This is a genomic window from Bradyrhizobium sp. TM239 (assembly GCF_036247985.1).
Taxonomy (GTDB): domain Bacteria; phylum Pseudomonadota; class Alphaproteobacteria; order Rhizobiales; family Xanthobacteraceae; genus Bradyrhizobium; species Bradyrhizobium ottawaense.
Window position 1 is genome coordinate 81,284 of sequence record NZ_BTIR01000015.1, and the last position, 19,414, is coordinate 100,697.

16 protein-coding genes are annotated in these 19,414 nt (G+C 65.8%); 9 read left to right on the forward strand and 7 right to left on the reverse strand.

Going from position 1 to position 19,414, the window contains the following annotated elements; translation table 11 throughout:
- Positions 1–84 precede the first annotated feature (84 nt).
- Entirely contained in the window at positions 85–330 is a 246-nt protein-coding gene (locus AABA84_RS24900; RefSeq protein ID WP_212247390.1) for a hypothetical protein, read from the forward strand.
- A 36-nt stretch (positions 331–366) separates the two neighbouring features.
- Here the strand turns inward: AABA84_RS24900 and AABA84_RS24905 are convergent, their stop codons facing one another.
- Entirely contained in the window at positions 367–1,230 is an 864-nt protein-coding gene (locus tag AABA84_RS24905) for a LysR family transcriptional regulator (RefSeq protein ID WP_338313531.1), read from the reverse strand.
- A 97-nt stretch (positions 1,231–1,327) separates the two neighbouring features.
- On the opposite strand from AABA84_RS24905, the gene AABA84_RS24910 reads away from it, so the two are divergent.
- Entirely contained in the window at positions 1,328–2,233 is a 906-nt protein-coding gene (locus AABA84_RS24910; protein ID WP_338313532.1) for a DMT family transporter, read from the forward strand.
- Positions 2,234–2,420: 187 nt separating this feature from the next.
- On the opposite strand, the gene AABA84_RS24915 is transcribed toward AABA84_RS24910, so the two are convergent.
- From AABA84_RS24915 to AABA84_RS24930, 4 genes are all read right to left on the reverse strand, one after another.
- A complete protein-coding gene (locus AABA84_RS24915) occupies positions 2,421–3,191 on the reverse strand; it encodes a TIGR02186 family protein (protein WP_212247381.1) in 771 nt (256 codons plus the stop codon).
- On the reverse strand, positions 3,188–4,105 hold the full coding sequence (locus tag AABA84_RS24920; RefSeq protein ID WP_212247380.1) for a sulfite exporter TauE/SafE family protein: 918 nt from the start codon (positions 4,103–4,105) through the stop codon (positions 3,188–3,190). The genes AABA84_RS24915 and AABA84_RS24920 overlap by 4 nt, the downstream gene beginning before the upstream one ends.
- A gap of 314 nt (positions 4,106–4,419) precedes the next feature.
- Positions 4,420–7,965: a tetratricopeptide repeat protein gene (locus AABA84_RS24925; protein ID WP_212247379.1), complete on the reverse strand. Its 3,546-nt coding sequence runs from the start codon at positions 7,963–7,965 to the stop codon at positions 4,420–4,422.
- Positions 7,966–8,220: 255 nt separating this feature from the next.
- Positions 8,221–8,808 carry a PadR family transcriptional regulator gene (locus AABA84_RS24930; RefSeq protein WP_212247378.1) on the reverse strand — a complete coding sequence of 196 codons (588 nt, stop codon included), beginning with the start codon at positions 8,806–8,808 and terminating at the stop codon, positions 8,221–8,223.
- A gap of 202 nt (positions 8,809–9,010) precedes the next feature.
- Here AABA84_RS24930 and AABA84_RS24935 point away from each other — a divergent pair, with 202 nt between their 5' ends.
- The 4 genes from AABA84_RS24935 (at position 9,011) to AABA84_RS24950 (ending at position 14,933) form a co-directional block, all read left to right on the forward strand.
- Positions 9,011–9,394, forward strand: a complete 384-nt coding sequence (locus AABA84_RS24935) for a nuclear transport factor 2 family protein (protein ID WP_028139825.1) — start codon at positions 9,011–9,013, stop codon at positions 9,392–9,394.
- Between the two features lie 102 nt (positions 9,395–9,496).
- Positions 9,497–11,287: an acyl-CoA dehydrogenase C-terminal domain-containing protein gene (locus AABA84_RS24940; RefSeq protein WP_338313533.1), complete on the forward strand. Its 1,791-nt coding sequence runs from the start codon at positions 9,497–9,499 to the stop codon at positions 11,285–11,287.
- A 72-nt stretch (positions 11,288–11,359) separates the two neighbouring features.
- On the forward strand, positions 11,360–12,568 hold the full coding sequence (locus AABA84_RS24945) for an acetyl-CoA C-acetyltransferase (protein WP_028139827.1): 1,209 nt from the start codon (positions 11,360–11,362) through the stop codon (positions 12,566–12,568).
- A 151-nt stretch (positions 12,569–12,719) separates the two neighbouring features.
- Complete coding sequence (locus tag AABA84_RS24950) at positions 12,720–14,933, forward strand: FAD-dependent oxidoreductase (RefSeq protein ID WP_338313534.1); 2,214 nt, start codon at positions 12,720–12,722, stop codon at positions 14,931–14,933.
- Positions 14,934–15,248: 315 nt separating this feature from the next.
- Here the strand turns inward: AABA84_RS24950 and AABA84_RS24955 are convergent, their stop codons facing one another.
- On the reverse strand, positions 15,249–15,557 hold the full coding sequence (locus AABA84_RS24955) for a hypothetical protein (RefSeq protein WP_338307663.1): 309 nt from the start codon (positions 15,555–15,557) through the stop codon (positions 15,249–15,251).
- 229 nt (positions 15,558–15,786) lie between these two features.
- Entirely contained in the window at positions 15,787–16,401 is a 615-nt protein-coding gene (gstA, locus tag AABA84_RS24960) for a glutathione transferase GstA (protein WP_212247365.1), read from the reverse strand.
- 126 nt (positions 16,402–16,527) lie between these two features.
- Between gstA and AABA84_RS24965 the strand changes: the two genes are divergently transcribed.
- The 3 genes from AABA84_RS24965 (at position 16,528) to AABA84_RS24975 (ending at position 19,290) form a co-directional block, all read left to right on the forward strand.
- Positions 16,528–17,025, forward strand: coding sequence for a MarR family winged helix-turn-helix transcriptional regulator (locus AABA84_RS24965; protein WP_212247363.1), 498 nt, complete (start codon positions 16,528–16,530; stop codon positions 17,023–17,025).
- Between the two features lie 101 nt (positions 17,026–17,126).
- The gene (locus AABA84_RS24970) at positions 17,127–18,497 is read left to right on the forward strand and encodes a glutamate--cysteine ligase (RefSeq protein WP_212247361.1); all 1,371 of its coding nucleotides are present in this window, start codon (positions 17,127–17,129) and stop codon (positions 18,495–18,497) included.
- Between the two features lie 214 nt (positions 18,498–18,711).
- Entirely contained in the window at positions 18,712–19,290 is a 579-nt protein-coding gene (locus AABA84_RS24975; protein ID WP_038971874.1) for a PAN domain-containing protein, read from the forward strand.
- The last annotated feature ends 124 nt before the right edge of the window (positions 19,291–19,414 follow it).

Below are 19,414 nucleotides of genomic sequence, written 5' to 3' on the forward strand. Positions count from 1 at the left end.
TGGGAACCCGGGCGAGCACGGAGAAACCGGGATTCAGTGCTAGATTGCGGATCAATTCAGCCATCAGTGTGGAGGAACATTCCCATGAGACTGCTGACGCGACTGCTGATCGAAATCGCCGCAGCGGCCCTGCTCGTCGTCTGCATCAGCACGCTCAGTGCCGCCTTTGCCGCCGGCAAGCCCGGTCGCAGCGCCGATGGTCTCAGCTGCGGCTTCACGGTCCCGCAGAACGCCTCGCCGGCGGCCCGCTGTGCCGCCATCAAGCGCCAATGCGGCGGCAAGTTTCATGCGAATGCGTGCGGCGACAGGCTGATGTCGGCGGCGAACTGAGCGGCGGGCCGCAACGCTCGCGAATCTGGGCCGCCTTCAAGCCGCCTTGGCCTGCACCGCATCGCAAAACTCGGCGAGACGATCTGCAAGCCGCAGCGTTGCCGGGCTTGCATCGGGCGAGGCCATCAGCGCGACCTCGGTCTTGTCGATCGGCGCAAAGCCGTCCTTCGCCGTCAGCACGCGGTGGTCGGACTGGATCGACATCTCCGACAGGATGCTGAGGCCCATGCCGGCGGCGACCGCGGCCTGGATGCCGGAGAGGCTCGACGAGGAATAGGCCATGTGCCAGGCGCGGCCGACGCTTTCCAGCGCGTGGATGGCGCCGGCACGGTAGAGGCAGCCGGTCGGAAAACCGATCAGCGGCACGGACGCGGCGTGAACATTGATCGGATGGCTCTTGCTCGTGACCCAGTGCACCCGCTCCGGCCACACCGCGATGGCGCCCTTCTCGCCGGCCGCACGCTTGAACAGCGCAAGGTCGAGCTCGCCGCGTTCGAGGTCGCGCGCCAGGTGCTTGCTCTGGTCGGCGCGCACGTCGAGCCGAAGGCCGGGATGCGAGCGCGAGAAGGCGCCGAGTAATTTGGTCAGTCGGTACGCCGCAAAATCCTCGGGGATGCCGAGTCGGATCGCGCCTTCGCCGTCAGGCTGGCGCAGCACGTCGCGGGCCTCCTCGGCGAGCGAGAGCAAGCGCCGCGCATAAGAGAGCAGCCGCTCGCCGGCCTCGGTCGGGCGCACAGTCTTGCCGTCGCGATGCAGCAGCACCTGGCCGACGTCGTCCTCCAGCCGCTTGATCTGCTGGCTGACGGTCGACTGCGTGCGGTGGACGCGTTCGCCGGCGCGGGTGAAGCCGCCGGCCTCGACCACCGAGACGAAACTGCGCAGCAGCTCGAGATCGAGCATGACCGCCTCCATTCGAAAATCAACTGGACGCGAGTTAATCATTTAATTTCCAAATGACAAGCGGGGTCCCTAGATCGAGGCTCAGGAGAATGCCCCCATGTCGCTCGCCCGCTCGATTCCGGCCCCCCGCACCCGCTTCAACACGCTGCCGCTCGCCATCGGTCTGTTCTGCCTGCTCTGGAGCTACGCCTTCGTCGCCGGCAAGATCGGCGTCACCCATTGCCCGCCGCTGATCCTGCTCGCCGCGCGCTTCTCGCTCGCCGGCATCTTGATTCTGGGTGCCACGCTGATCCGCGGCGACTGGTCGTTGTCGTGGCGCGATGCCGCGATCTTCGCCGTGCTCGGCATCGCCAACAACGCGCTTTATCTCGGCCTTGGCTACACCGGCCTGCAATCGGTCTCGGCCGGCCTCGGCGGCCTGATCGTCTCGGCCAATCCGGTCTTCACCGCGGCGCTCGCAGCCCTGCTGCTCGGCGAAGGCATGACGTGGCGCAAGGCCGGCGGCCTCTTTCTCGGCATCACCGGCGTGACGCTGATCGTCTGGCATCGGCTGTCGGTCGGCACGGATTCCCTGCACGGCATCGTCTTCACGCTGGCTTCGCTCGCCTCGATCGTCGCCGGCACCATCCTGTTCAAGCTGCTCGCGCCGAAGGGAAGCCTGTGGATCGGCAATGGCGTGCAAAACCTAAGCGCCGGCATCGTGCTGACGCCGGTCGCGTTCAGTTTCGCCGACATCCACGCGATCGACTATACGCCGGGCCTGATCGGCGCCTTTGCGTTCCTCGTGCTGGGCGGCTCGATCCTCGCCTACTGGCTCTGGTTCCATCTCCTGAAAGTGTGCGGCGCCACCGCCGCCAGCGCCTATCATTTCCTGATGCCGCCGCTCGGCATGCTGTTCGCGTATCTCGTGCTCGGCGAGCACGTCGAGGCGCGCGATCTGCTCGGGATCATCCCGGTCGCGCTCGGCATCTATCTGGTGACGCGGCCGGCGAAGGCGGCGTGAGGAAGCCACCACAATCTCAACTGTCATGCCCCGGCTTGACCGGGGCATCCAGTACGCCGCAGCGGTTGCTGTGAGAGCGAGGCGCCTAACGCCGGCCTCTTCGGTGTTGGGCCGGCGAAGCTCTGGCGAAGACGGCAAGCCGGGCGACGGCGAGCGGAGAGCGTGGCGCGCCCCGCTATGACAGCGGCTAATCCTTCCGAAACACGATCGACGCCATCCACCCCGTCATCAGCGCCATCGCGGCGGTGACGAGGCCGTAGATCAGCCCGTTCTGCCGCGCGGTGGTGGCGACGAACTGTTCGAAGCCGACCTTGACGATCTCGAACGCGGTCTCGGTCTTGCCGATGAACGCGCCGTTCGCAAACAGTCTGATCTCGACTTCGTAGGTGCCGATCGGCACCTCCGCCGGCAGCGGAATGCCGGTGCGGAACAGGGTCGGCGTCAGGAACGTCACCGCGCTCGGATCCTCGCGATAGAGCCCGCGCTGGGTGCGCAGGCGGATGAAGGCCGAGCGGAACGCGTCGTTCGGCACCACGTCGGCATAATCGCCGCCGACCCGCTGCGTCAGCAGCACGTTGTTCAGCCCGATCTGCTGCCGCCGCGCGATCTCGGGCGACGTGATCGCGTCGAAGGAGCGGTTGGCGAACAGCGCCAGATAGCTCGGCACCTGCAGGAACTGCCGGTAATCGGTGTTGATCCAGATGCCGAAGGTGCGCTCCTTGCGCCGCGTCATCATGTCGGCGCGTGGGCCCATCACGGTGACGACGAGATCATAGGCGGTGCGATCGGCGGGCGTCGTCGCGTCCTTCTCGACCGAGCCGAACAGCACCAGCTCCTCGCCGGAATAGTTCGGTGTCACCGTGACGCGATGGTTGGAGACCGAGACGATCAGCCGCTCGGCGCGCGCGGCGGATCCGAGCAGCAGGACGAGCAGGAGTGCGAGAGCTGCGCGCATCATCCGCCCACTCCCAGCTCGCGGATGGTGAAGAGATCCTCCGGGCGGATCACCAGCTCGATCGCGAAGCGGATTCCGACCGAGAGGATCAGAAGGCCGAGCAGCAGCCGCAGCTGCTCGCCGCGGATCTTCTGCCCAGCGCGGACGCCGAACTGCGCGCCGGTGACGCCGCCGACCATCAGGATCAGCGCCAGCACGGCGTCGACGAGGTGATTGGTCACCGCGTGCAGCATGGTCGCGAACAGCATCGTGACGAGCGTCAGGACCATCGAGGTCCCGATCACCGTCGAGGTCGGCACCCTCAGCAGATAGATCATGATCGGCACCAGGATGAAGCCGCCGCCGATGCCCATGATGGCGCCGATGAAGCCGATCATGATGCCGACGATCACCACGGGGATGACAGAGAGATAGATCTTGGAGCGCTTGAAGCGCATCTTCAGCGGCAGGCCGTGAATCCAGTTGTGGGTGCGGCGTGGCGGCAGCGCGCCGCGCCGGGTCCGCATCAGTGCGCGCAGGCCTTCCGAGAACATCAGGCTGCCGACGGTGCTGAGCAGCACCACGTAGGACAGCGCGATCATCAGATCGAGCTGGCCGAGCGCGCGAAGCTGCGTGAAGGTCCACACGCCGAGCGCCGTGCCGGTCACGCCGCCGCAGAGCAGGACGCTCGCCAGCGCCGGATCGATCGCGCGCCGTCGCCAGTAAGACAGCGCGCCGGAAAAGGAGGAGGCCGCGATATGGCTCGTGACCGAGGCGACCGCGACCGCCGGCGTGATGCCGATGAAGATCAGCAGCGGCGTCATCAGGAAGCCGCCGCCGATTCCGAACATGCCCGAGACGAAGCCGACCGCGGCGCCCATCGCCAGCACCAGGAAGACGTTGACGGGAAGATCGGCGATCGGAAGATAGAGCTGCATTGAATCACGCACCGGCGAGACGGATCGACGAAGGCGGAATGCTCGCGGGAAGGTCGGAACGATTGCCGCGCCCCTCAATAGCGGAATTTGCTGGCGGGCGGAGGGGGAATTTCGGGCGTGGTGAATGAGCTAAGAGGGATCAGATCGCTGCTTCGCTGTGAGGCGAGGATTCCGCCAACATTCGCCGCTGTCATGCCCCGGCTTGACCGGGGCATCCAGTACGCCGCAGCGTCTCCGTATCCAACCGGCGTCTCTGGAATACTGGGTCGCCCGGTCAAGCCGGGCGACGACAGAGAAAGCGTACTAAACCGCCCTTAATGCGCCGCCGAGGCCGAGCGCTTGGTCGCGACTTGCTTCGGCGCCGGCTTTGCATTCGCCTGCGGCGCGCTGTCCCAGCCGCCATTCGGAGCCGGAACGTTGACGGCGTCGTCGGGTTGCGGCTCGGCGCTGAAGGTCTGGATCGCGAGCTTGGCGGCGGCGAGCGATTGCGGGTCGAGGCGCTTGGCGACGTCGTCGCGCTTGCCGGAGGCGTCCGCGTCACCCTGCGCAGCTGCGAGGCTGAACCATTTGTAGGATTCGGCGAGGTTCTGTTCGACGCCGATGCCGCGGGCATAGAGGATGCCGAGGTTGAACTGGCTGTCGGCGACGCCGCGATCGGCGGCCTTGCGGAACCATTGCGCCGCGCTCTTGTAGTTGGCGCCGCGTCCGCCGCCATCGGCGTCGAGCACTGCGAGATTGTGCATCGCCTTGGCGTTGCCGCGCTCGGCGGCCTGGGTGTAGTAGCGGCGGGCGATGTCGGCGTCCTTCTTCACGCCGAGCCCCTTTTCGTAGAGCGTGCCGAGGCGGAAGGTCGCGGGCACCACGCCGGCCTGCGCCGCGCGGTCGTACCATTTGGCCGCTTCGTCGTAATTGGTGGCAACACCCTTGCCTTCGGCAAAGCGCAAGCCGACCTCGTAGGCCGCGGTCGCATCGCCCTTCATCGCGGCGGTGCGCAGGCCCGGGCCGCCGATGCCGTCAGGCAGCTTTTCGCTCGGCGGCACCTGGATCATGCCGAACTTGGCGCGGCTCGTGCCCGACAGCGCGCCGGTGACGTCGCTGCTCGCGGCAGGCGGCGGCACGGATGCGGCGGGCGCCGGCGGAATCTCAACCGAGGCCGAGCTGGCCGGGCCGGGCGCGGGAGCAGCCGGCGCGGGGTTGTTCTGGGATTGCCGTCCGATCGGCGTCGGCGAGGTCATCGATGGCGTGACCTGCTCGGGCGTGGCGGGCTTGTTCTCGATCACGGGCGGCGGCGGGGCCTGCGGCGCGGGCTGGCTCAACGTATTGTCCATGGCCTGCGGCGCCGGCGGCGGGCTGCCCTCGAGCAGGTTCATCGCCATCTTGAAGGTGCCGAGCACGATCACGACCACGCTCGCGCCGACCAGCAGCGAGCGGATCTTCGAGGTGATGGTCGAGCTGCCGTCCTTGCCCTTGTCCTTGCCGCGATCGGCCCCGGCCTTCGCACTACCCTTGGCACCGCGGGCCGGCTTTTCCGGCTGCGCGGCGGCGGCCTGCGCGGCGCGGCGCGCGGCCGCGATGAAGCTCGACGATGAGACCGGCTCTTTCGCAGCAGCGGGAATGTCGCTGATCGCGCTCTCGGAGGCGGCGATGCGCTCCGACGGCGTGGCGACGCGTCCACCCGGCCGTGTGCCCGGCTCGAGCGGATGATCCGGCGGCAATTCCGGCGCGAGCGCGGAGCGCGCGGGCGCCGTGTGCGGCTCCAGGATCTCGCTGATCGCGCGCGGCGGCACCGGTGGTGCCGACGGCACCGGCGGCGGCGCGGCAGGGGCAGCGGCATGGAATTCGCGCGGCGCGGCGGAGAAGGCGGCTTGGGCGAAGGCGCCTTGGGCCTGTTGCTGCGCGTGGGCCTGTTGCTGCGCGGCGGGGTTCGGCAACTCCGGCTTCGGATCGTATTTCGGCTGCTGCTGGGCTTGCGGCCGCGGCTCACGCGCCATCGGCGGCGCGGGCTCCATGGGGGCGGCCATCGGCATCGGCGCGGGCATCGGCTGCGGCGCAGGGGCCGGCGGCGCGGTGCGCACCGCGCGCAGATCGCCCTCGATCATGGAGAGGCGATCGACGACATGGCCGAGCGCGCTATGGACGGCGTCGAGCGAGTCCTGGGTGCTGCGGTTGGTCTCGGCCTGGCTGAATCGGATGTCGGACAGCTCGCGCTTGACCAGATCGACCATTCCGGAATCGGCCGGGGCTGCGGAGCTGCGGCTCTCCGCCAGCGCAGAGTAAGTCGCCTGCTGCCGCTCGAGGTGGCGCAGGATGTCGTGCAGCCCGTCCTCGACGCGGCTCAAATTGCCGTTGCGGGGATCGGCGGCGGCTTCGATCCGCTCCAGCAGATACGAGACGCGCTGTTCGAGATGCGCAAAGGTCGAGGCCGAATCGTTGCCGACCTGCATGCGGTCGAAGCGGTCCGACAGCGCGCGGATCGCGGATTCCAGGTGCTCGGTGCTCTCGGTGGCTTGCGGCCGCTCGCGCGTTTCCAGCGCCGCGGTGAGCGCCGCAATGCGCTGCTCCAGCACCGCGAAGCTGTCGCCCTGGCCAGAGGCGCGGGTGACCTGATCGACCTTGGACGACAGCAGCTGCACATCTTCGGACAGGCGTGCCAGCGCTTCGTTGGACGCGACGTTGGAGACGATGCCGCGCAGCGCGGTGATCGCGCCTTCGAGCTGGCGCACCGTCGAGGGATCGTCATTGGCGCGCAGGATCAGGTCGAGCTTGGCGCCGAGATTTCGGATTGCCTCGTCATAACCTGTGAGTTGCTCGGCCGGCGTCAGCGTGCGCAGCACCTGCTTGATGTCGGACAGCGCGTGCTCGATGCCGGACAGGACCTGGCCGTCGGTGCCGTTGGAACGCGTCTCGTCGATCCGGCGGTGCAGCGAGCGGATCTCGTTCTCGATCGATTCGATCGCGCGCCGCGGCATCGCCTCGGTGATGGCGGCGCGGATCTCGGCAAGCTCGCCGCGGAACGCGTTGATCGCCTGCTCGGTATTGTCGGGGCGCTGCAGCGACTCGATCTGGCTCGTGATCTTGAGCAGATGGCGCTCGAGCGCAGAAAAATCCGGCCCCGGCTGCGGTGGCGGCGGAGCATAGGCAGGCGCGGGTGGCGCCATCGGAGGTGCGGCAGGAGCGGCCCAGGGAGCAGCATTGGGCGCGATCGAGGGCGCGGCGCGCGGCGGCATTTGCCGCGGCGTAAAGCCGTCGAGCTCGCTCTGCCGCGCGGTGATCTCGGCGACGGCGACGTCGAACGAAGCGGGGCTGAGGGGCGGGGAATTGCGATAGACCTGCGCTGCCGCGCGCTCGACCGCATCGGCCTGGCGCTGGCGTGCCTCGGCCGGCGCGGGGCGCGGAGCCGCCGGCTGCTGCGGTTGAGGCTGCTGCGGCCGGGAGATTTGCGACAGCCGCGCGTCGAGCCGCGAGATCGCATCGTTGAGCTGGCGCGCAACGCCCTGCTCGCGCGCGACGTCTGGCCGCGAAGGGTCCTGCCGCGACGAATCCTGTCGCGACGGATCCTGTCGTGAAGAGTCTTGGCGCTGCGCGGGCTTGGAGATCCGTTCGATCTGCTGGGTGATCGCGTCGAGCCGCTGGTGGATGTCGGCGACTTCGCGGCTTTCCTGACTCGGTCCCCGGGTTGGAACGTTCGGGGCTTGCGGACGCTGGTCGTAAGGTTCGCGAAAGTTCGGGGGCGCAGTCTCGCCGAGGGTGGAGTTCAGCCAATCGTTGAGTGACATGCCGGCACGACGCGCAGCAGCTTCGGCCCGCTCCCGGACGGATGGATCGATGCCGTCAACACTCCACGATACGCGCGAATTCATGACTCTGTCCGGTTCCGACTCCGGCGCCCCACCCGGCGCCTCCAGCCTTCCCTCGCGTGCCGGTTGCAAAGACAATCGGATTTGGCGCGGGTCGTCTGCCTCGAAAACCGACTTTTGTCCGTTACGGTAAATAACGGGTTAAGGAACGCGTCGCCGGTGTCTTAAAGTTGGGCGGGGGATGCCAGCCACGGAACAAGGGCGCTCCCTCTCCCGCAAGCGGGAGAGGTGAACAGCCGCCGCCTATGCCGCTCAGCCCTAGTTCTTCTCGCGCTTGCCCTCTTCCAGCGGCACCACCGTGGCCTTGCCGGTCATCGCCGAGAGCGCCTCGAGCGTCTCTTCGCAGAAGTCGGCGACCATCTGCTCGTGCCGGGCCCCTAAGCGGAGCAGGAGCAGGTTTCCGAGGTCCAGCCGGCCCTCCGCCGTGCCGTCCGGAAAACGCTTCTTGAGGATGCGTTCGTAATTGGCGTGGCGGTCGCGGTGGTGCTCCAGGCGGGCCATCAGATCGGTGCGCAGGGGCTCGATGTCGATGCTGTCGAGCGCATGGAGGCGGACCAGGAGGTCGTCCTTGGTCGAGGCGGGCGTGCTCGGCCGCGCGGCCCAGTGCCGCAGCGCTGTTCGACCCTCCGGAGTGAGCGTATAAACCAGCTTGTTGGGCTTGCCCGATTGCACGACCTCGCGGCCCTGGATGTGGCCGCGGTCGCGCAGCTTGGAGAGCTCGCGGTAGATTTGCTGGTGGTCGGCCTTCCAGAAGAAGCCGATCGAGGAGTCGAATGTCTTGGCGAGCTCGTAGCCCGTCATGGGCCGTTCCGTCAGGCATGCGAGGATTGCGTCGCCCAGTGCCATGACCGGCCTCCTTCTTCTCTTCGACCCGAACCAATCGGCTTGACTTTATGCGCATTGGCGCATATGCGTCAATGTGCATATGAGGCGGCTCAAAAGCAGGCCAAAGGCCCGAGCCGAAAACCCAGCGAAATCAGCCACCTTGCTACTGTGCATGGGGTTGTTTTCGCGATTTTTGCCAAGGCCTTTAGGGAGGCACCCGAGAATGACCGGCCTCGACTCCTGGTACGGCTACATGAAGTCCCACGACCGCACCGCACTTTGGGACTTGCTTCATCCCGACGCCGTCTTCGAAAGTCCCGTCGTGCATTCGCCGCAGCGCGGGCGCGACATCACATTCAAATACCTTTCCAGCGCCGAGAAGGTGCTCGGCGGTCCCGGCTTCACCTATGTCGGTGAGTGGACGCGCGAGCGCGGCGCCGTGCTCGAATTCAAGACCATGATCGACGGCATCGAGATCAACGGTGTCGACATCATCAGCTTCGATGCCGAGGGACGCATCACGCATTTCAAGGTGATGGTGCGGCCGCTCAAGGCGATCAACATGCTGCACCGCCTGATGGCGGAGCAGCTTGCCGCCCAATCATGACCCTGCCCTGAGGTTGCAGAACCCGCTAAGCTCGCGGGCAAAGCTGCGCCGCAGGACCGTTCAGAGAATTCCACCACTTCAAGCCCATGCCGGGAGACCGCAATGCCGATCTACAAAGCCCCCGTCGAAGACGTGAACTTCCTGCTCAACGACGTCTTCCAGATCGACCGCTACGACAACCTCGCCGGCTTCTCCGATGCGTCGAGCGACGTGCGCGAAGCCATTTTGGGTGAAGCCGCCAAGCTCGCCGAAGAGGTGTTGCAGCCGCTGAATCGCGTCGGCGATCTCGAGGGCTGCAAGCGTGCCGACGATGGCAGCGTCACCACGCCGAAGGGCTTTAAGGACGCGTTCAAGCAGGTCGTCGAGGGCGGCTGGCTTGGTCTGTCGGCGCCGACCGAGTTCGGCGGGCAGGGCCTGCCGGTGACGCTGAGCCAGGCCGTCAACGAATTCCAGATCTCGGCCAACATGGCGTTCTCGATGTATGGCGGCCTCACCATGGGCGCGACCGCGGCGCTGATCGTTCATGGTTCGCCCGAGCAGAAGAAGACCTACGTGCCGAAGATGGTGGCGGGCGAATGGACCGGCACCATGAACCTGACCGAGCCGCATTGCGGCACCGATCTCGGCATGCTCCGCACCAAGGCGGTGCGCCAGGCCGACGGCAGCTTCAAGATCACCGGCACCAAGATCTTCATCTCGGCCGGCGAGCACGACCTCGCCTCCAACATCATCCACCTCGTGCTCGCCCGCATCGAGGGCGCACCCGCCGGCATCAAGGGCGTGTCGCTGTTCGTGGTGCCCAAGTTCCTTGTGAATCCGGACGGCTCAGTCGGTGCCCGCAACGGCGTCGTCTGCGGCTCGATCGAGCACAAGATGGGCATCCACGGCAATTCGACCTGCGTGATGAACTACGACAGCGCCACCGGCTGGCTGATCGGCGAAGAGAACAAGGGCATGCAGGGCATGTTCGTGATGATGAACGAGGCCCGGCTCGGCGTCGCAGTTCAGGGCCTCGCGCAATCCGAGGTCGCCTATCAGAACGCGGTCGCCTATGCCCGCGAGCGCATCCAGGGCCGCTCGCTCACCGGCGTCAAGGCGCCGGACAAGCAGGCCGACCCGATCATCGTGCATCCCGACGTGCGCCGCACGCTGCTCTCGATCCGCGCCTTCAACGAGGCCGCGCGTGCCTTCGTGATGTGGACCGCGCTGAAGAGCGACGTCGCCCACCGCTCCGAAGACCCCAAGGACCGCCAGGCCGCCGACGACCACATGGGCCTGATGACGCCGGTGCTGAAGGGCTTCCTCACCGACTATGGCTTCGCCAACGCGGTGCAGGCGCAGCAGATGTATGGCGGCCACGGCTACATCGCCGAGCAGGGCATGGAGCAGTTCGTGCGCGATGCGCGCATCGCGATGATCTATGAAGGTGCCAACGGCATCCAGGCGCTCGACCTCGTCGGCCGCAAGCTGCCGCGCGACGGCGGCCGCGCCATCATGGCCTTCTTCGGCGAGGTCATGGCCTTCGCCAAGGAGAACGGCGGCGACGAGGCCCTCAAGCCCTTCATCGCCCCGCTCTCGGCCTCGCTCGGCCATCTCCAGCAGGCCACCACCTGGCTGATGCAGAACGCGATGGCGAAGCCGGATAATGCCGGCGCCGCCGCAACCGATTACCTGCATCTGTTCGGCTTCGTCGCGCTCGGCTACATGTGGGCGAAGATGGCGAAGGTGACGAATGCCAAGATTGCCGAGAGCGGGGCAACGCCCTATCTCTCCACCAAGCTCGTCACCGGCCGTTTCTTCATGGAGCGGATGCTGCCGGAGACCGCCGCCAATCTCGCGCGCATCCAGGCCGGCTGCGCCACCATCATGGAATTGCCGGCGGAAGCGTTCTGAGGCTTCCCGCTTCACCAATGATTGCGACCGCGCCGCGGTCGCCACCAACATAACTGCAATCAGGAGGCTCCCATGGCAGATGCCTATATCTACGATCACGTCCGCACCCCCCGCGGCCGCGGCAAGGCTGACGGTTCGTTGCACGAGGTGACTGCGCTCGCGCTCGCCACCGTGCCGCTGAAGGCGCTGAAGGACCGCAACAACCTGCCGCAGGATTCCGTCGACGACGTCATCCTCGGCGTGGTCGATCCGGTCGGCGAAGCCGGCAGCGACATCGCGCGTTTCGCGGCGCTGAAGGCCGGCCTCGGCGAAGCCGTGCCCGGCGTGCAGATCAGCCGCTTCTGCGCCTCCGGCCTCGATGCCGTGAACTTCGCTGCCGCGCAGGTGATGAGCGGTCAGCATGAGCTCGTGATCGGCGGCGGCGCGGAATCGATGAGCCGCGTCGGCATCGGCGCCTCCGGCGGTGCCTGGCCGATGGATCCCTCGATGGCGGTGCCGGCCTATTTCATGCCGCAGGGCGTCTCGGCCGATCTGATCGCCACGAAGTATGGCTTCTCGCGCGACGACGTCGACGCCTATGCGGTGCAGAGCCAGCAGCGCGCGGCGAAGTCCTGGGAGGAAGGCCGCTTCGACAAGTCGATCGTCCCGGTGAAGGACATCAACGGCCTCACCATCCTGGCCAAGGACGAGCATATGCGTCCCTCGACGACGATGCAGTCGCTGGCGCAGCTGCAGCCGTCCTTCACGATGATGGCGCAGATGGGCGGTTTCGACGGTGTCGCGCTGCAGTCGCACCCCGAGATCGAGCGCGTCAATTACGTGCACCACGCCGGTAACTCCTCGGGCATCGTCGATGGCGCCGGCGCCGTGCTGCTCGGCAGCAAGGAGGCGGGTGCGAAATACGGCCTGAAGCCGCGTGCCAAAATTCGCGCGTTCGCCAACATCGGCTCCGAGCCGGCGATGATGCTGACCGGTCCGGTGGACGTCACCGAAAAGCTGTTCGCGCGCTCCGGCATGAAGAAGTCGGACATCGACCTGTTCGAGCTCAACGAAGCCTTCGCCTCCGTGGTGCTGCGCTACATCCAGGCCTTCGACATCGACAACGCCAAGATCAACGTCAATGGCGGCGCCATCGCGCTCGGCCATCCGCTCGGCGCCACCGGTGCGATGATCCTCGGCACCGTGCTCGACGAGCTCGAGCGCACCAACAAGTCCACCGCCCTCGTCACGCTGTGCATCGGCGGCGGCATGGGCACCGCGACCATCATCGAGCGGGTGTAGGTCCGTAGGGTGGGTTAACCGAAGGCGTAACCCACCTCTTCTGTCTCCGCAGCGAAAGACCGTGGTGGGTTACGCTTCGCTAACCCACCCTACGAGATCTCAAGTCAACCGCCGCGCCTGAGATCGGCTGCGGCACCGAGGAGCAACCAACATGACTTACAAGAACTTCAAGGTTGAGACCGACGCAGACGGCATCGCGCTCGTCACCTGGGACATCCCGGGCCGTTCGATGAACGTGCTCGACGAGACCTCGACCAACGAGCTCGATGCGATCGTCAAGGCGACCACCGCGGATGCCGCGGTGAAGGGCGTCGTGATCACCTCCGCCAAGGAAGCCTTCTGCGCCGGCGCCGACCTGTCGATGCTCGAAGGCATGAACCAGGCTTACGCCAAGGTGTTCAAGGAGCAGGGCGAGACCGCCGCGAACCAGATGCTGTTCGACCAGAGCCGGCGCTTCTCGCTGGTGCTGCGCTCGATCGAGACGTCAGGCAAGCCGTGGGCAGCCGCGATCAACGGGCTCGCGCTCGGCGGTGGCTTCGAAATCACGCTGTGCTGTCACTATCGCGTCGCCGCGGAGAATCCCAAGACCCGCCTCGGCCTGCCCGAGGTCAAGGTCGGCCTGTTCCCGGGCGCCGGCGGCACCCAGCGCGTGCCGCGCCTGGTGCCGCCGCAGGACGCGATGACGATCCTGCTCAAGGGCGACCCGGTCACGATCGAGAAGGCCAAGGCGCTGAACCTGATCCACGCCATCGTTCCGGCCGCCGACCTCGTCAAGGCCGCGAAGGACTGGATCAAGGGCGGCGGCAAGGCGGTTGCGCCCTGGGACGAGAAGGGCTTCAAGCTGCCCGGCGGCCCGGTGTTCTCCAAGGCCGGCATGATGATGTTCCCGGCCGGCAACGCGATCTATCGCCGCGAGACCTATGACAATTATCCGGCTGCACGCGCCATCATGAGCTGCGTCTATGAGGGCCTGCAGTTGCCGATCGACGCCGCGCTCCGCGTCGAATCGCGCTACTTCACCTCGGTGCTGCGTTCGAAGGAAGCGGCCGCGATGATCCGCAGCCTGTTCCTGTCGATGCAGGAGCTCAACAAGGGCGCGCGCCGCCCGAAGGACGTGCCCGCGACCAAGGTGAAGAAGATCGCCGTGATCGGCGCCGGCTTCATGGGCGCCAGCGTCGGCTACGTCTCGGCCCGCGCCGGCCTCGACGTCGTGCTGATCGACCGCGACCAGGAGAGCGCCGACAAGGGCAAGGCGCACGCGCAGAAGGTGATCGAGGAGCAGATCAAGAAGGGCCGCGCCAAGCCCGCGGACGCCGAAGCGCTGCTCGCGCGCATCACGTCGACCGCGGACTATGCGGCGCTGAAGGACGTCGACCTCGTCATCGAGGCCGTGTTCGAGGACCGCAAGGTCAAGGCTGATACCTTCGCCAAGGCGCAGGAGCACATGAAGCCGGAGGTGATCTTCGCGTCGAACACCTCGACGCTGCCGATCACCTCCCTGGCCGAGAGCTTCAAGGACCAAGGCAAGTTCGTCGGCATCCACTTCTTCTCGCCGGTCGAGAAGATGATGCTGGTCGAGATCATCAAGGGCAAGAACACCGGCGACCTCGCGCTCGCGACCGCGCTCGACTACGTCCGGCAGATCGGCAAGACGCCGATCGTGGTCAACGACTCCAGAGGCTTCTTCGCCAATCGCTGCGTCGGCCGCTACGTCGCCGAAGGCAACGAGATGTTCCTTGAGGGCGTGCCGCCCGCGATGATCGAGAATTGCGCCAAGATGGCCGGCATGCCGGTCGGCCCGCTCTCGCTCTCCGACGAAGTCGCGCTCGATCTCGGCCTCAAGATCATGAAGGCGACGGAAGCCGATCTCGGCCCCAACGCCATCAATCCCGATCAGAAGAAGCTGATGGTGGAGTTGGTCGAGAAGCAGGGCCGGCTCGGCCGCAAGAACAGCAAGGGCTTCTACGACTACCCTGAAAAGGGCAAGGGCCAGAAGAGCCTGTGGCCGGGCCTCTCGGCCTTGCAGCCGAAGCAGCTCGATCCTGACACGCTCGACATCGAGGAGCTGAAGCAGCGCTTCCTGGTGGTGCAGGCGGTGGAAGCCGCGCGCACGGTCGAGGACCACGTCATCACCGATCCGCGCGAGGCCGATGTCGGCTCCATCCTCGGCTTCGGTTTCGCGCCGTTCACCGGCGGCACGCTGTCCTATATCGACTTCATGGGCACCAAGAAGTTCGTCGAGCTGTGCCACAAGCTGGAAGCGAAGTACGGCTCGCGCTTCACCCCGCCGAAGCTGCTCGAGGAGATGGCGGCGAAGGGCGAGACCTTCTACGGCCGCTTCGCGCCGAAGAAGGCGGCGGCCTGACGGGGTCGGGCTACGCAGAAACAAAAGGCCGGATCATCGATCCGGCCTTTCTATTTGCTGTCGCCCAATGCCGAGAAAACGCCGCTCCAAATCCCGCCCAGCCGCGCTCGCTCCGCCCTGGCACCGCTCTTGCTGACGATCCATCGGATGGCTCGTTAGCATTGAAGGTGTCCCGCAATGATCCCCACGGTGTTTCAAGACAGCGCAGCCGGCGTTGCCGTGAGATACGCCCCCTTCTTGCGGCTGGGGCAGCCGTGGCCGCGCCGCAGGCTCCTCCGGCGGCGCAGAAAAATCCCCTCCTGGGTCGGCCTGGCGCTACTCGTTCTCTTCATCGACATGGCGATGGCCGTGCTTGCCTGGGTCGCCGTCGACGTCGTCCTGCATTGAGAGCTCGCCTCTGTGCACAAAGAGGGTCGCCGCCAAATAGGCGACCTGGCCGGCAATCAGGCAGCCGACGACGATGGGAATGCCCGTCCAAAATCCGAAGCCCGAGGCCTGAAGGACCGTTGCGACGAGGATCGCGGTCGCCGGCGAGACCAGCAACAGACTCCAGACTCGGAAGAACAGTCCCGCCGCCAAGCCGGTGATCGTGCTCGCGAGCAAGAGGAGGAGTACGGTTGTCACGAGAGCTTCCCAGTTCAGGCCGCATCGCGGTACATGGCTGAAGTTGAGCCAACTGGATTGCTCTCACAACGATGGTGATCTCTGCCGCACACACAAGGCGGAGTTATTGTTAACTCCGACAATGCTCGTAAAATTGATACCCAGGACCTCGCGAACGTCCGGGCTTCCAAGCAAAAGGAGCCGGATCGCCAATCCGGCTCTTCGTCGTCTCGATTGTCGTGCGCTGGTCTTATTTCGCCTGCACGAGGCCTTCCTTCTTCAGCGCTTCCTGCACCTGCGGCCGCGCCGCGACGCGGGCCTTGTAGGCGGCAAGGTTCGGCATGCCTGAGAGGTCGAACTTCATCCGGTCGCCCCAGGTCAGCATCGTGAACAGATAGCCGTCGGCGACCGTGAACTGCTTGCCCATGAGGTAGTCGCGGCCGGCGAGCTGGCTGTCGATATATTTCAGCTTGCCCATGACGCGATCCCTGAAGAAAGCCTTGGCCTCGTCGTTCAGCGCTGGCGCGAACATCGGGCCAAAGCTCTTGTGCACCTCGGAGGTGAGGAAGTTCAGCCATTCGAGCAGCTTGTAGCGCTCGGAACTGCCGTGGGCGGGCGCCAGCGCCTTGGCCGCAGCCTGATCGGCGATCATCTGGACAATCACCGGGCCTTCGGTCACGATCTCACCGCTGTCGAGGCCCAGGGCAGGGACCTGACCCTTGGGATTCAGCTTCAGATAGTCCTCACCATTTTCGAGCTTCTTGGCCCGGATATCGACCTTGACCAGCTCATAGGGCAGGCCGGCTTCCAGGAGCGCGATGTGGGGGGACAGCGAGCAGGCACCGGGCGAATAGTACAGTTTCATGGAATTTCCTCCTCTTGACGCTTGGTTCGGCCGAAAGAACGACTACATGCAATTGCTTGTAATAGTCAAGATTGATGCAGCTGCATCAAATGGGGTAAGAGACGGGCGACGAGCTTGAGCGGGACCATGAAACGCAAACCATCGACCGAGGCGACTTCCGCCTGGATCCGCTTGATGCGGGTGCAGAGCCGCGTGCTCGATTGCGTCGAGCAGGACCTGAAGAAGGCCGGCTTCCCGCCGCTGGCATGGTATGACGCGCTGCTCGAATTGTCGCGGGCGCCGTCGGGCGAGCTGAGGCCGGTGGAACTCGAACGGCAGATGCTGATCCCGCAATATTCCACCTCGCGCCTGATCGACCGCCTGGTCGACGAGGGCCTCGCCTCGCGGCGCGAATGCAAGATCGACAAGCGCGGCCAGTTCGTCGAGATCACGGAAGCCGGCCGCGAGTTGCAGAAGCGGATGTGGAGCGCCTATTCGGCTGCGATCGAGAAATATGTCGGTTCGAAACTGTCCGACGCAGATGCCGTCAAGCTCAGCGGTCTGCTCGACCGCCTGGGCTGCTCGTGCGGCGAGATGAAACTGCCGCCCGCAGCCAACGTCAACGAAACCTCGCCGTCGCGATGATCGCGCGGCACACCATCTCGTCCGTGCGCCCGGTGGGTTCGCGGACCATCCCCGCCACCCGCGCGCGTTCGATCGAAGCGCCCTTTTGATTAGAGTTTGATATGGCGCGAGACCAGATCGATATGACGCCGCTGCAATCGCGCGACGAGCTCGTTTCGTGGTTCGAGGAAGGCTGCAAGGATCCGTCCGAATTCCGCATGGGCACCGAGCACGAGAAGACGCCGTTCACGCTCGAAGGCCACCGCCCGGTGCCTTACGAAGGCGCGCGCGGCATCGGTGCGTTGCTCGAAGGCATGAAGCTCCTGCTCGGCTGGGAGCCGATCATGGAGAAGGGCAACATCATCGGCCTCTACGACGTCACCGGGGGCGGAGCGATCTCGCTCGAGCCCGGCGGACAGTTCGAGCTCTCCGGCGCGCCGGTCGAGAACGTGCACCAGACCCAGAGCGAGCTGATGGCGCATCTTGCGCAGGTGCGCGAGATCGCAACGCCGCTCGGCATCGGCTTCCTCGGTCTCGGCATGACGCCGTCCTGGTCGCGCGCCGATATCCCGGTGATGCCCAAGGGCCGCTACAAGATCATGACCAACTACATGCCGAAGGTCGGCCAGTACGGCCTCGACATGATGTACCGGACCTGCACGGTGCAGACCAATCTCGACTTCTCCTCAGAAGCCGACATGGTCAAGAAGCTCCGTGTTTCGCTCGCGCTTCAGCCGGTCGCAACCGCCTTGTTCGCCAATTCGCCGTTCACCGAAGGCAAGCCGAACGGCTTCCTCTCCTTCCGCTCCGAGATCTGGCGCGACACCGACAATGCGCGGTCGGGCATGATGCCGTGGGCATTCGAGGACGGCATGGGGTTCGAGCGCTATGTCGACTACGCGCTCGACGTACCCATGTATTTCGTCAAGCGCGGCGAGGAATACATCGACGTGTCGGGCTCCTCGTTCCGCGCGTTCTTCGACGGCCGCAACAACAACCTTCCCGGCGAGCGTCCGACGCTGTCGGACTGGGCCAACCATCTCTCGACGATCTTCCCGGAAGTGCGGCTCAAGCGCTATCTCGAGATGCGCGGCTCCGACGGCGGCCCGTGGGGCCGGTTGCCGGCGCTGCCGGCGTTCTGGGTTGGACTGCTCTATGACGACGTCGCGCTCGATGCGGCCTGGGAGATCGTCAAGCACTGGAGCGCGCCCGAGCGTCAGGCCCTGCGCGACGACGTGACGCGCTTCGGCTTCAAGGCGCGGATCAAGAACCGTTATCTGTTCGAGATCGCCAAGGAATGCCTCGTTCTGGCACATGCCGGCCTGCGCCGGCGCGGCCAGATCGACCAGCTCGGCCGCGACGAAACGCGGCATCTGGAGCCGCTCGATCGCATCATCGATTCCGGCCGGACGCCGGCCGAGGAAATGTTGGAGAAGTTCAACGGTCCCTGGAAGGGCTCGGTGGAACCGGCCTACGCGGAATACGCGTTCTAAAGCCTGATCCGGAAAAGTGCGCAGCGGTTTTCCGAAAAGATCATGCTTAAACAACAACCTAAAGCGCGATGACGATTCATCCTCATCGCATCGCGCTTTAAGCCGGTCAGCCCCCGGTCGGGGATTCAGCCGTTCATCGCCCATACAGGTTTGCGGCGATCAAATGACCGGCTGAAAAAACCCGAGCGTCGTCAATAACTCGAAAGCTGTTCCGATGGGGAAGGGCCGCCTGTCCGGCGCCGTCATGGCAAAGGTCTTGGCAAAAGTCGTGGCATGCGCCGCGCTGCTTTCGCTCGCATGCGCGAGTGTGCCGGCGCGCGCCCAGACTGCGTTCGACCGGCCCGGCGGCGACTATTTCAGCACGCCGGTTGCGTCAGGCGATCCTGAGGATTGTGCGTTGCTGTGCGAGCGCGACCGCCGCTGCCGCTCGTGGAGCTTCAGCTATCCCGACGTCGAAGGCGGTGCGGCGGTGTGCTGGCTGAAGAACACCGTGCCGGCGCGGGTGCCTGGAAGTTGCTGCATCTCGGGCGTGCGCGGCGCCGGCGTGATCGAGCCGCGGGTCGAGGGCGTGGAGACCTCGATCGACCGCCCCGGTGGCGATCTGCGCAATTTCGAGCTCAAGGACGGCGAGGGCGAAGAGGCCTGCAAGGCCGCCTGCACCGCCGACAACAAATGCCGCGCCTTCACCTATGCCCGCCCCGGCTACACCGGGCGCGAGGCGCGTTGCTTCCTGAAAAAGGAAATCAAGCCACCGCGAAGGAAGGCGGGATTCACGTCGGGCGTGGTGCGGTAGCGTTGGTGCTCGTGCCCCGGACGCAGGTGCCGTAGGCTGGGCAAAGGCGCCCTTGCGCCGTGCTACGATCTCTGAGAGGCGGCGACAGGCGCGTGGGCACGCTCCGCTTTGCCCACCCTTGTAT